Raw genomic sequence first — 11550 nt, forward strand, 5'->3', positions numbered from 1 at the left:
CGGACAGCCCCTTGCTCCCGATTCCTCACCCACGTACGCACCATCACCGCAGGCGGACGGGACAGCCTGGCACTGGGCAAGGACGACACCGCCCTCACCTGGGGAGACAACACTTTCGGCCAGCTGGGTGACGGCACCACCACCAATCGGAACACGCCGGTGCGGGTGTGCGCGCCCGGCCAGGCAGCCCCTTGCTCCCGATTCCTCACCCACGTACGCAGCATCGCCGCAGGCGGACAGCACAGCCTGGCCCTGGTCGACGATCAGCGAGCCCGCCACTAGTCAGACCACGGCACCAGACGGTCCGCGAAAAGGCTTCCGCTGACGATGGCTCTGGTCCTATCGTCTGAGCCCGTGATCAGAAACGGCGATCCACTGCCCCCGACGGTCTACCCTCTCGCCAAGGGACGCGTGTGGGCCATGCTGGCCGGCTCTCTGGTCTTCGTCGCTCTGGGCATTGTTTTCCTGGTCGTCCACAGCACCGTGGCGATGATGGTGGCAGGGGGGCTGAGCGTGCCCTTCTTCGGGCTCTGCGCGGTGTTCATCATCCAGCGCCTGCTCCACCAAGGCCGACCGGAGTTGGTGCTGGACGACGCGGGAGTGGACCACGCGAGGCTGGGCCGGTTCGGCTGGGACGAGATAGCCGCCGTCCGGATACGAGAGCAGCCGGTAGGTAAAACCTCGCAGTTGTTCCTTGAGCTGGTACTGCACGATCCGGACGCCTATCTGGCTCGAGCACCCAAGCTCGTCCGCAGCACTGCGTCCATGAACGCACGACTCGGCTTTGGTCCGGCCAGCGTGTCCACAAACACCTTGCCGGTGCCGCCTGAGGAGGTTCTGGACGCGATGCGACGTCACTGTCCCGGACTCGCAATACAACAATGAGCGCGCCCGTTGGCCGACCCTAGCCGCCCGTCAACACCCACCATGAGGGAGACCGGGCCGGGCGGGATGGGGGCCGCCCTTGGCGTTGCTGGGGCTGTCCGGCCGATCAGGAGGGGCGTGGGCTACGGAAGCGCGTGGACGCGGTGTGCGGCGGGTGCCATGATCACGGCGGCGTCCGGCGTGGGTCCGGCGTGCGGGGAGGGATCATGGAGCGCTATCTCGTCCTACCTCTTGTTCTGCTGGCGTTGCTGTTTGCCGCCTCGGGTATAGCGACGATCACCCGTGGCTGGGTGCTCCCCATGAATCGGCATCGGGTTTACCGCGTTCGCCTCTACGGCTGGGGTCAGTTGGTGGCCGGCTTCGCCCTGTGCTGGCAGGTGGTCTTCGGGCTGGTGCTCAGCGACATCGGCATCCGGCAGTGGGGGACCCTGTTCGGCAGCGCGCTTTTGCTGACCGGCATCATCCTGATGGGGGTGAGCCAGCGCGCGGGCGGTCATCGGCGATGAGAGGCCCCGGGTGATCCGGGGCCTCTCGCGTTTCAGAGGTCCCGGTCCTGCCCCTCACGGGTGCAGCGGAGGCAACTTTCGGCGTTTTCGGCCGCCGCGGCTGTTTCGGAAGAGATCGCGGTCGCGGTTGCGCAGCACCAGGATGTAGCCGGTAGTGCTGAATGCCGTAAAGCAGGCAGCCAGGGCAAAGCCGAGTGGCTGGCGGCTTCCGGCCAGGAAGCCGGCTGCGCGAAACAACAGCCCCACTCCGATCGCCATGGCGCCCCAGCCCGCACGGGTGCCCGCGTGCCGACGGTGCTGCCGCCCGACGAACCAGACGCCGAACGCCATGCAGATGACACCCAACGCGCCCAGGAACGCCACAGTGAACATCCGCACCTCCGCGGGAAGCGTACCGGTCGCGGGGTGACGAGGATCCGATGAGATGACGGCGGTGTCGACGGCCTCAGGAGTCCCTCGAGGACCGGGCGATCCGATGGTCCCCAGGGGTCGGCCATCCGAGGGCTTGTGCTCATCGGTTCGGGTGACTATCTGCGCGGCCTTCGCCCGGGGAGGCACAGGCCGCGCATGAAATGAGTCCCGTACCACGACGAAGCCCGCGGCCGGTCACCGAAACCGGCCGCCTGCTCTCACGCGGCGCCTGGTCGGTGCCGGAAGAGAAGGGACACCGCATGCGCGTACTGCGTGCTTTCGTGGGGAGCGCCCTCGCAACGCTCCTCCTGCTGATCGGCATCTCCCCGGCCACCGCCCAGGCCGACCAGCTCCGTGCGAGGGACGCAGCGCACTGTCCGACCACGCATCGCAGCCGCGGGTCCAACACTGCCCCGCAAACGGAATACCAGCGCTACTACCTCAACGACTGGCGCCTGGGACCGAGGTATCTCCCCCAAAGAGGGGCCCTCGGAAAGATGCTGAAGGGGTATCAACGCACGGACCACACCTCGGCGTACTGGCTCCTCGGGTGCTACTGGCAGACGGATCCCCAGACGGGGAAGTCGGGTTGGTGGTATCCCGACAACAACGGTTTCGTGTTGAAGAACGGCAAGCCGGTCGAGCGTCCGGTGACCCTTCGCAGGGGCCAGCTCGTCGACCTCTTCGGCAGCGGTTTCGGCAACTTCCTCGCACCCGCGGGCACGCCGTTCGCCAAGCGCGCGATTCCGCCGAGCAATCTCGACGCCTACGTCAAGGACTTTCCGTACAGTTACCACCTCTACCGGGTCCTCAAGCCGTTCACCGTCGAGGCCGGCCCGATCAGGCCCTGGTTCGGCCAGCCCGGCCGCGGACTCCAGTACCTGACGAAGTCGTCGGTCTCCGATCTCGTCAACGCGAAGTACCTGGGCGCGTTGTCGGTGACCTGACCCCCCACGGCCCGGGTCGATGGACAGCGCAGAACTCGTCGAAAGACTCCGCGAAGCGGACGTGCCCGAGGCGTTCTACGACATCGCAGGCGTCCACGACGTCCCCGTCCAGCCGGACGCCTACTACTTCCTGCGCCGTGAGGCGGATGCCTGGACCGTCGGCTTGCGTCAACGGTCCCAGGACGGCGTCCTGCGGCGTTTCGGCACCGAGGCCGAAGCCTGCGAGTACCTCTACGACACGCTCACGCGGATGCCCCCTCCCCCTTCAGGGGCCGCGGAACCCCTGGAGCAGCTCCTCGCGAACGCCGAGGAGATCCAGCGGCAGGCGTGGGAGGACTTCCACGGCCGCTGTGGGGAGGTCGACGATGGTTGACCACGGACGGTTCGTCGCGACACCTGCGCATCACCTGAGCTGTCCGTGATCATGTCACTGGTCTGTGACAGCGCCGTCCTGGAACGAAGGCATCGGTATCCCTTCGGCCCGCGGCCCCCTCATAGTGATCAGGCGACCACCGGGAGCCGACGCGGCTTCGGCCGCAACCACTGATCACCAAGGGGGATTTCATGTCCGGCAACCGTCTCAGGGCCTTCCTCGTCTCCGCAGCCGTCGTGGGTGGCGCCATGCTGATGACTGCGTGTCAGGACGCGAACGCGGACGCGGACAGCGGCGCCGCGCAGGGTTCCTCGTCCGCCACGCCCGCCGGCGACGCGGCCGCGCCGTCCGGCTCGTCGGCCGCGGGCAGCGGCCAGGGCGCGGGCAAGGACTCCGACGCGACGGGCGGAGGAACCGAGGACGCGGCCGGCTCCGGCGCCGACACCGGCGACGGCAAGCGGGAGCAGGTCGAGCAGAGCTGCGGCGCCAACGACATCTCCTGGAGCACCAGGTCCGAGACCCAGGCCGGCGGATACGTCCTGATCATGGCCAAGGCGAAGCCGGGGATCACCTGCTACCTGCCCGCCGCGCTTCCGACCGTGGCGTTCGGATCCGACGGCACCCAGGCGGGTCCCGCGGAGCAGAGCGTCGGCAAGCAGATCAAGCTGAGCGGGAGCACCACCGCCTACGCCGGGGTGAACCCGAAGACCACCAACGGAAACGGTGGCAAGGAACTGGACTTCATCATCGTCGGCGTCGGTGACGACGACCCCAACCCGGTTTCCCTGCCGGTCGGCACCATCACGGTCGAAGACCCGATCGTCACCAACTGGCACACCGCCCCGGCGGACGCCGTTCCCTTCAGCTGAACGAACCCGGGTCGGGCAACAGAGCCGGGCAACAGAGCAGAGGCCCTGTGGAGCACTCCACAGGGCCTCTGTCCTTCCTCCCGGCAGCAGCCGTCCCACCGGGCGCCCGACCGCCAAGGGGCCGGGCGCCCCCGCGGTCAGACGTTGCCCGCGGCCTTGCGGCGGCGGGCGACGAGAACCGCTCCGGCGCCGAGTGCGACGGTGACCGCGCTCGCGAGAGCGAGCGGTGCGGTCGCGGAGGACGCACCGGTCGCGGCGAGGTTGCCGTCGGGGTCGGTTTCGGTGGGCACGGTCTGCGGCGCCTGCTTGGACACGCCGCCCTGCGCCGAGGGGCCCGTACCCGTACCACCGGGCTTCACAGCGCCGGGCCGCTTGTCGTCGTTCTCGCCGGGCCGGCCGGGCTCGGCGTCGTCGGCCGGGCCGGTCTTGCTGCCGGCGGGCAGAAGCTCGAAGTCGTAGCGCTTCATCGGGCCGAGGACGCAGGGGTTGTACGTGTCGGAGGCGTCACTGGCGAACAGGGCCAGGGCGTCGGCGGCCTGGGCCCCGGAGTCGACCTTCATCCGCAGCTTCACATCGTTCTGCTCGCCCGGCTTCAGGACGTCGATGTGCGCGATGTGCTCGGGCTCGTTGCCGTTGAGGGCCTGCCAGCCCGAGCCGTTGGACCACTCCACCTCCAGGTGGCTCTTCTCACGGGCCGGTTCGCCGTTCACGTGGAAGAACGTCAGGGGGTCCACTGTCAGCGTGCGCTCGGTTCCGTTGGTCACGCGCAGGGTGAAATCGACGGTGGTCCCGGCAACGACCTCGGCCGGAAGGCCCACCGCGAGCGAGGTCAGCCCGTCCTCGCGGACGCACTCCTTGGCGGTGGCGAGTGCTGCGTCGGCGGCCTTCTTGGCCTCCAGGGCCTTCTGGGGGCCGTCCTGGACCAGGCTGTACTCGCGGAGGGCCGCCACCCTGGCGTCGTCCAGCGCGGTGTGGGCCTCCGCGGCCGCGGCGTCGGCCTTCTGCTTGGCCTCGGCCGCCGTCGCCAGATCGGTCTCGGCGGCTTCGAGGGCCTGTCGCGCCTCGGCCTTCTCGGTGTCACTCTGGGCCGCTTCCAGCGTGGCCTTGGCGTCCGCAACGGCCTTCTCGGCCGCGTCCTTGGCGCCGGCCGCCTCCTTGGCCGACTTGTCCGCGGCGATCGTGGCCGCCTTGAGCGGGTGCGTGTCGGAGTCCAGGGCGTCCAGGGTGGCCTTGACCTTCTTCTGCCCTTCCTCCTTGGCGATGACGGCTTCCTCGTACGCCTTCTGCGCGTCGGCGGCAGTCTTGACCAGCTCCGCGTACGTCGGCTGATCCTGCACCTGTGCCGCGGACGTCCCGGCGGCGAGTGCCGGTGCGGAGGCGGTGAACAGCACGACGGGCGTGGTCACCGCGACGGCGGCGGCCACAGCGAGAGGACGGGGAAATTTCATGGGCGACCTTTCCTGATCGAAGGCAAAGGAGAACGGTCACTGATAAACGCATGGGGGGCAGCTTGGACGCCGGCGAGTGTATAGCCCAAGTAAAGAATGTGCTGATGGTTCTCCGGCCCTGCGTTTCCCTCCGTGGAAATTCGCTGAGATGAAAAAGGGCGGATCGGGATGGTTGTTCAGGATGCCTATATTTCTCTGTGATGTATGTCACTTGATCCCCGGAGGGAGGCCTCGTGGGCAGGTCGGGAGGCTTGGCTCTCCTGGAACAGGCTTTTTCCAAGGAATTTCCACGGCTGTCACTCGGAGGACTTCCGCGTGCGGCGCGCGGCTCTTCACCCCGCGACGAGTCGCACCGCCGTATATCCATGTCAGTGGTGACCCGTACTCTCGCAAGGGATGACGCGCGTGTGGAAGTGCTCAGGGCTGCGGTGGTCGCCGGACGGTCCCGTGCTGGTGTGGGACGGCGGGCGGTCGAGCGCGCTGCCGTGGGGAAAGCGGGTGGCCTTCGAGATCGCGGAAGGGGAAGCGCGGACCTGCGTGGGAGCGCGGGGGCACGCGTGCCCGCTGCGGGCGGTGGTGCCGGGGCGGAGCGCGGGGGCGCGGTGCGAGGAGTGCGCGCGGCTGGAGCGGGCGCACTCCGTGGCCGCGGACACGATCGCGGACGACCCGCGGCCCTACCACGTGTATCTGGCCTGGTTCGGGCCCGGCATGCTCAAGGTCGGGATCACCGCCGTGGAGCGGGGCTCCGCGCGGCTGCTTGAGCAGGGTGCCGTCTGCTTCAGCTGGCTGGGCGCGGGCCCGCTCATGGCGGCGCGCCGCACCGAGGAGTTGCTGCGCGCCGCGCTCGGGGTCCCGGACCGGATTCCGTACGCCGAGAAGCGGGCCGTACGGTCCGCGCTTCCGGCGACCGAGCAAGAGCGGGCCGCCGAGGTCGAAGAGTTGCACGCGCGGGCGAGCGCGCTCGGCGGCTGGCCGGAGTCGCTGGAGCGGAAGCCGTTCCGGCCCGTCGATCACGCCGGGATCTTCGGGCTGGCCGGTCTGCCGACCGCCGTGGGCGAGGTGACCGAACTCGTCGCGGGCGGGGTGCTGAGCGGTGAGCTGGTCGCGGCCGCCGGGCCCGATCTGCACCTGGCGGCCGGTGGCGGGGTCGTCGTGCTGGACACGCGGCTGATGGCGGGCTGGGGGCTGCGGCCTCCCCGAAGCGTGGGATTCACCGTGCCGGTACGGGAGTTGCGGGATCCGGCGGGCGTACGGGAGGGACAGCAGGACGGGTTGTTCTGAAGCCTGCCGGACGTCGGGTGAAGTCCCGGACCGCAGGCCGCGGGTGGGGACTCGGACCGCAGGGGGAGTCCGTTTCCTGAGAGTCGCCTGTGGGGTTTCTCAGTGAAATCACAGACAGGTGAAAGCCTGCTCTCAGAGGCCCCCTGAAGGGTGTCCCCCATGACCACGACCTCGCCCCAGGGGCGCACCGAACTGCTGAGGCCGGACGGGAACCCCGTCCGGGTACTCGTGGTGGACGACGAGCCGCCGATCACCGATCTGCTGTCCATGGCCCTGCGCTACGAGGGCTGGCAGATCCGCAGCGCGCAGGACGGGCAGGGAGCCGTACGGACCGCGCGCGAGTTCCGGCCCGACGCCGTCGTCCTGGACATGCTGCTGCCCGACATGGACGGACTCGCCGTCCTGGGCCGGCTGCGCTGCGAACTGCCCGGGGTGCCCGTCCTCTTCCTGACCGCCAAGGACGCCGCGGAGGACCGTGTCGCCGGGCTGACCGCGGGCGGGGACGACTGCGTCACCAAGCCGTTCGGCGTGGAGGAGGTCGTGGCGCGGCTGCGGGGGCTGATCCGGCGCTCCGGTGCCACCGACCGGCGTTCCGAATCCGTGCTCGTGGTCGGCGACCTCCGCCTGGACGAGGACAGCCACGAGGTGTCGCGGGGAGGGCAGGACATCCACCTCACCGCCACCGAGTTCGAGTTGCTGCGCTTCCTGATGCGCAACCCGCGGCGCGTGCTCAGCAAGGCGCAGATCCTCGACCGCGTCTGGTCGTACGACTTCGGCGGGCAGGCCAACGTCGTCGAGCTGTACATCTCCTACCTGCGGCGGAAGATCGACGCCGGCCGGGAACCGATGATCCATACCCGGCGGGGCGCCGGTTATCTGATCAAGCCCGTCGTGTGAGGCGGAGGCGGCGCCCTCCGCGCCGTCCGCGCCCGGTCGCCACCCTCCGCGCTGCCGCGCCCAGCCGCCACCGCCTGTGCCGCCGTGCGCCGTACGGCACTCCTATACGGTGTATAGCATGTCGACGACCTCGCCGGAGCAGACCTCCTCCCAGGCCGCCCAGGGGCACCCCCGGCGCTGGCTGATCCTCGGCGTGATCTGCCTCGCCCAGCTCACCGTGCTGCTGGACAACACCGTTCTGAACGTCGCGATCCCGTCCCTCACCCGTGAACTGCGCGCGGCCACCTCCGACATCCAGTGGATGATCAACGCGTACTCGCTCGTGCAGTCCGGGCTGCTGCTGACCGCGGGCAGCGCCGCCGACCGGTACGGCCGCAAGAAGATGCTGGTGGCCGGGCTGGCCCTGTTCGGCATCGGTTCGCTGGTCGCCGCACTCGCCGACTCCACCGGGCAGTTGATCGCCGCCCGCGCGGGCATGGGCGTCGGCGGCGCGCTGCTGCTGACCACCACGCTCGCCGTGGCGATGCAGATCTTCGCCCCGGCCGAGCACCCCAAGGCCATCGGGATCTGGAGCGCCGTCAACGCCCTGGGCTTCGCGATCGGCCCGCTGATCGGCGGCTTCATGCTGAACCACTTCTGGTGGGGCGCGATCTTCCTGATCAACCTGCCGGTCGCCGTGCTGGGCCTGGTCGCGGTCCTCGCCCTCGTCCCGGAGTCCAAGAACCCCCGAGGGGACCGGCCCGACCTGCTCGGCGCGCTGCTGTCCACGATCGGGATGACCTCGCTGGTGTACGCGATCATCTCGGGCCCCGCGCACGGCTGGACGTCGCCGCGGGTGCTGGTCACGGCGACGGCGGCGGTGGTGGTACTGGCCCTCTTCGCGTTCTACGAGAGCCGGATCCCGTACCCCATGCTCGACATGCACTTCTTCCGCGACCGCCGCTTCACGGGCGCGGTCGCCGGCGCGGTGCTGATCACCTTCGGCATGGGCGGCGCGCTGTTCCTGCTCACCCAGCACCTTCAGTTCGTCCTCGGCTACGGCCCCCTGGAGGCCGGACTGCGCACCGCGCCGCTCGCCCTGTCGGTGGTGGCGCTGAACTTCACCGGACTCGCGGCCCGCTGGACGACGCGGCTGGGCACCCCGGCGGCGATCGGGCTGGGCATGGTGTTGATGTCCGGCGGGCTGGTGGCGATCGCCACGCTCGCCTCCGGCGGGTACGGCGGCACGCTCCTTGGCCTGCTGCTCATCGGGGCCGGCTGCGCGATCGCCAACCCGGCCATGGCCCACGCCATCATGAGCGCGATCCCGCCGGCCAAGGCGGGCGTCGGGGCGGGCATCAACGGGACGCTGGCGGAGTTCGGCAACGGACTGGGGGTGGCCGTCCTGGGGGCGGTGCTCACCTCCCGGTTCGCGGCGGTGTCCCTGCCGGTGGCCCTGGCCGCGGCGGGGTCGGCCGCGGAGAAGAAGCAGGTGACCGACGCGTTCTCCGCCGGGCTCGAGACCAGTCAGCTGGTGGGAGCGGTGGCCGTGCTGCTCGGTGGCCTGCTGCCCGCCGCGTTGCTCCGCAGGGCGGAGCGGGCAGACTCGGGGATGGTGGTGACCCACTAGCTCGGGCGGTACGGCCGTTGTGCGGCCGCGCGCTCGTCGTGGCCGGTCGCGCGCTGCGGCGGGGCGCCTGCCGGGCACCGCCCCGCGCGCCTTCGGGCGCCCGGTACGACCGGCGGTTCAGGAGTCGAGGAAGGTGCGCCATGGTGAAGGCAGCCCAAGGGGCCAAGGGCGCGGCACGGACCAGCGTCTGGCTGGAGGGCAAGGCGCGCCGCGGCGGGCGCGGCGGGCAGCCGTCCGGTCTCGACCGGGAGCGGATCACCGAGGTCACCGTGCGGCTGCTGGACGCGGAGGGGCTCGCGAAGTTCTCCATGCGCCGGCTCGCCGCCGAGCTGAACGTGACGGCGATGTCCCTGTACTGGTACGTCGACACCAAGGACGACCTGCTCGAACTCGCCCTCGACGCCGCCTTCGGCGAGCTGCGGCTGCCCGAACCGGACGTGGCGACGGACTGGCGCGAGCAGTTGCGCCGGCTCGCCACCGAGTACCGGGCGCTGCTGGTGCGCCACCCCTGGCTGTCGCCGCTCGCCGGGACGTTCCTCAACATCGGCCCGAACTCGCTCGCCTTCTCGGGCACGGTGCAGCGGGTCATCCGCCGTACCGGGCTGTCCGAGCAGCGGCTGACCGGGGCGATCTCCGCCGTCTTCCAGTTCGTGTACGGCTACGGCACGATCGAGGGCCACTTCGTGGCGCGCTGCGCCGAGGCGGGCATGGCCCCGGACGACTACTTCCGGCACGCGATGAGCGCGGCCACCCGGGCCCCGGACGCCACCGAGGTGCTCCGGGAGTCCGCGACCCTCATGGCGGCCCGCGGCGGTGACACGGTCGCGGAAATGCTGGACCGCGACTTCGCCTTCGCCCTGGACCTGCTGGTCGCCGGCATCGAGGCGATGGTCGCCCGCGGCTGACTACGCGTCGTGCGGCGCGAGCCGTGCGGGGAACCCGCCGGTCGCCACCGGTCCCCAGCGCCGCGGAGTGATCCGGATGATCGACTTGCCCTGCCTGACCATGGCCTCCCGGTACTCGTCCCAGTCCGGGTGCTCGCCCGCGATGGTGCGGTAGTACTCCACCAAGGGCTCCACGGAGTCCGGCGCGTCGATCACCTCGGCCGTGCCGTCGATCTGCACCCACGGCCCGTTCCAGTCGTCGCTCAGCACGACGATGCCGACCCGTTCGTCCCTCTTGGCGTTGCGGGTCTTGGCCCGCTCCGGGTAGGTGGAGACCACGATCCGCCCGGAGTCGTCGACTCCGCAGGTCAGCGGCGAGGCCTGCGGGCTGCCGTCGCTCCTGCGGGTCAGCAGCAGGGCGCGGTGGCGGGGCCGTACGAAGTCGAGCAGCTCGTCCAGCGAGACGCGGGTGTTGGTCGCGATGTTCGGGGCCATGCCCGCCAGCCTAGGGTCTGTTCCGGTCGGGCGCCCGCATGTGGCGCGGGTCCGGTGGACTACGCCGTCGGGAGCACGGTGCCCTGGACCGCCTGGATGTCCAGTTCGACCCTCAGCGTGGTGCCGATGGCCGCGATGCCGGCCTGGAGGACCTGGTTGTAGTTCATGGCGAAGTCCTCGCGGCGCAGTTCGGTCGTCGCGCGGAAGGCGGCGCGGGTGCCGCCCCACGGGTCGGCGCCGGTGCCGAGGTAGGCCAGGTCGAGGTCGACCGGGCGGACCACGCCGCGCATGCCCAGCTCGCCGTGGACGGTCCAGCGGTCGGGGCCGGCGGCGGTCACCCCGGTGGAGCGGTAGGTGATCCGCGGGTGCCGCTCGACGTCCAGGAAGTCCGCGGACTTCAGGTGGCCGTCGCGCATGCCGTTGCCGGTGTCGATGGAGTCGGCGCGGATGACCGCCTCCACACGGGACTTGGTGACGTCGTCGGGGGCGATCTCGACGGTGCCGGCGAAGTCCGTGAACCGGCCGTGCACGCTGGAGATCCCCAGGTGTTGGGCGACCGCGGCGACCGAGGAGTGCGCCGGGTCGATGGTCCACGGCCCCGGCGGGGGCAGCTCGGCGCCGCCCTGCCGGGTCAGCGTCACCGTGCCGATCTCGGCCCGGCCGCTCGCGGTGACGATCGCGCTGGAGGCGGTGGGCGCGTACCCGACCGCCGTGACGATCACCGTGTACGCACCCGGTGCCAGCGCCGCGGTGTCCCGTACGGCGCCCTCCGCGTCGGCCTCGGCCCGCAGCACCTGCGCGCCCGTCATGTCGGTCATCGTGACGACCGCGTGCGACACGGCCCATCCGTCCCGGGTGCGGATCCTCGCAGTCAGTCCCATCCCGTTTTCTCCCTGCACAGCCTTGCAAAATGGTCGGAAAGCGACCGGCCCGTGGCGCGGCGCG

13 protein-coding genes and 1 pseudogene are annotated in these 11550 nt (G+C 70.4%); 10 read left to right on the top strand and 4 right to left on the bottom strand.

Annotation, left to right across the window (positions count from 1 at the left end):
* From ACIHCX_RS18660 to ACIHCX_RS18670, 3 genes and pseudogenes are all read left to right on the top strand, one after another.
* A pseudogene (locus ACIHCX_RS18660) lies at positions 1-282 on the top strand (hypothetical protein); the annotation flags it as partial.
* A gap of 72 nt (positions 283-354) precedes the next feature.
* The gene (locus ACIHCX_RS18665) at positions 355-885 is read left to right on the top strand and encodes an STM3941 family protein (RefSeq protein WP_400030638.1); all 531 of its coding nucleotides are present in this window, start codon (positions 355-357) and stop codon (positions 883-885) included.
* 206 nt (positions 886-1091) lie between these two features.
* Positions 1092-1391 (top strand): hypothetical protein, encoded by a 300-nt coding sequence (locus ACIHCX_RS18670; RefSeq protein ID WP_400030641.1) that lies wholly within the window; start codon positions 1092-1094, stop codon positions 1389-1391.
* Between the two features lie 54 nt (positions 1392-1445).
* On the opposite strand, the gene ACIHCX_RS18675 is transcribed toward ACIHCX_RS18670, so the two are convergent.
* A complete protein-coding gene (locus ACIHCX_RS18675) occupies positions 1446-1763 on the bottom strand; it encodes a hypothetical protein (protein ID WP_400030643.1) in 318 nt (105 codons plus the stop codon).
* Between the two features lie 299 nt (positions 1764-2062).
* On the opposite strand from ACIHCX_RS18675, the gene ACIHCX_RS18680 reads away from it, so the two are divergent.
* From ACIHCX_RS18680 to ACIHCX_RS18690, 3 genes are all read left to right on the top strand, one after another.
* Positions 2063-2749, top strand: coding sequence for a TNT domain-containing protein (locus tag ACIHCX_RS18680; protein WP_400030645.1), 687 nt, complete (start codon positions 2063-2065; stop codon positions 2747-2749).
* A 19-nt stretch (positions 2750-2768) separates the two neighbouring features.
* A complete protein-coding gene (locus tag ACIHCX_RS18685) occupies positions 2769-3122 on the top strand; it encodes a hypothetical protein (protein WP_400030647.1) in 354 nt (117 codons plus the stop codon).
* A gap of 191 nt (positions 3123-3313) precedes the next feature.
* A complete protein-coding gene (locus ACIHCX_RS18690; protein ID WP_400030649.1) occupies positions 3314-3991 on the top strand; it encodes a hypothetical protein in 678 nt (225 codons plus the stop codon).
* A gap of 137 nt (positions 3992-4128) precedes the next feature.
* On the opposite strand, the gene ACIHCX_RS18695 is transcribed toward ACIHCX_RS18690, so the two are convergent.
* Positions 4129-5439, bottom strand: coding sequence for an LAETG motif-containing sortase-dependent surface protein (locus ACIHCX_RS18695; protein WP_400030651.1), 1311 nt, complete (start codon positions 5437-5439; stop codon positions 4129-4131).
* A 396-nt stretch (positions 5440-5835) separates the two neighbouring features.
* Between ACIHCX_RS18695 and ACIHCX_RS18700 the strand changes: the two genes are divergently transcribed.
* From ACIHCX_RS18700 to ACIHCX_RS18715, 4 genes are all read left to right on the top strand, one after another.
* Positions 5836-6720, top strand: a complete 885-nt coding sequence (locus tag ACIHCX_RS18700; protein ID WP_400030653.1) for a DUF2797 domain-containing protein — start codon at positions 5836-5838, stop codon at positions 6718-6720.
* A gap of 159 nt (positions 6721-6879) precedes the next feature.
* Positions 6880-7617, top strand: coding sequence for a response regulator transcription factor (locus tag ACIHCX_RS18705; RefSeq protein ID WP_400030655.1), 738 nt, complete (start codon positions 6880-6882; stop codon positions 7615-7617).
* Between the two features lie 118 nt (positions 7618-7735).
* A complete protein-coding gene (locus ACIHCX_RS18710) occupies positions 7736-9226 on the top strand; it encodes an MFS transporter (protein WP_400030657.1) in 1491 nt (496 codons plus the stop codon).
* A 140-nt stretch (positions 9227-9366) separates the two neighbouring features.
* A complete protein-coding gene (locus tag ACIHCX_RS18715; protein WP_400030659.1) occupies positions 9367-10131 on the top strand; it encodes a TetR/AcrR family transcriptional regulator in 765 nt (254 codons plus the stop codon).
* On the opposite strand, the gene ACIHCX_RS18720 is transcribed toward ACIHCX_RS18715, so the two are convergent.
* Entirely contained in the window at positions 10132-10605 is a 474-nt protein-coding gene (locus ACIHCX_RS18720) for a PPOX class F420-dependent oxidoreductase (RefSeq protein ID WP_400030661.1), read from the bottom strand.
* A 59-nt stretch (positions 10606-10664) separates the two neighbouring features.
* A complete protein-coding gene (locus ACIHCX_RS18725) occupies positions 10665-11486 on the bottom strand; it encodes a YceI family protein (protein WP_400030663.1) in 822 nt (273 codons plus the stop codon).
* Between the last annotated feature and the right edge of the window lie 64 nt (positions 11487-11550).

The sequence above is a fragment of the Streptomyces sp. NPDC052043 genome (assembly GCF_044548235.1).
Lineage (GTDB): Bacteria > Actinomycetota > Actinomycetes > Streptomycetales > Streptomycetaceae > Streptomyces.

Excerpts from the sequence above, each read along its gene's own strand:
- ACIHCX_RS18720 (WP_400030661.1), bottom strand. The coding sequence starts at position 10,605 with ATGGCCCCGAACATCGCGACCAACACCCGCGTCTCGCTGGACGAGCTG.
- ACIHCX_RS18725 (WP_400030663.1), bottom strand. The coding sequence starts at position 11,486 with ATGGGACTGACTGCGAGGATCCGCACCCGGGACGGATGGGCCGTGTCG.
- ACIHCX_RS18685 (WP_400030647.1), top strand. The coding sequence starts at position 2,769 with ATGGACAGCGCAGAACTCGTCGAAAGACTCCGCGAAGCGGACGTGCCC.
- ACIHCX_RS18715 (WP_400030659.1), top strand. The coding sequence starts at position 9,367 with ATGGTGAAGGCAGCCCAAGGGGCCAAGGGCGCGGCACGGACCAGCGTC.
- ACIHCX_RS18705 (WP_400030655.1), top strand. The coding sequence starts at position 6,880 with ATGACCACGACCTCGCCCCAGGGGCGCACCGAACTGCTGAGGCCGGAC.
- ACIHCX_RS18700 (WP_400030653.1), top strand. The coding sequence starts at position 5,836 with ATGACGCGCGTGTGGAAGTGCTCAGGGCTGCGGTGGTCGCCGGACGGT.
- ACIHCX_RS18680 (WP_400030645.1), top strand. The coding sequence starts at position 2,063 with ATGCGCGTACTGCGTGCTTTCGTGGGGAGCGCCCTCGCAACGCTCCTC.
- ACIHCX_RS18670 (WP_400030641.1), top strand. The coding sequence starts at position 1,092 with ATGGAGCGCTATCTCGTCCTACCTCTTGTTCTGCTGGCGTTGCTGTTT.
- ACIHCX_RS18710 (WP_400030657.1), top strand. The coding sequence starts at position 7,736 with ATGTCGACGACCTCGCCGGAGCAGACCTCCTCCCAGGCCGCCCAGGGG.
- ACIHCX_RS18675 (WP_400030643.1), bottom strand. The coding sequence starts at position 1,763 with ATGTTCACTGTGGCGTTCCTGGGCGCGTTGGGTGTCATCTGCATGGCG.
- ACIHCX_RS18695 (WP_400030651.1), bottom strand. The coding sequence starts at position 5,439 with ATGAAATTTCCCCGTCCTCTCGCTGTGGCCGCCGCCGTCGCGGTGACC.
- ACIHCX_RS18690 (WP_400030649.1), top strand. The coding sequence starts at position 3,314 with ATGTCCGGCAACCGTCTCAGGGCCTTCCTCGTCTCCGCAGCCGTCGTG.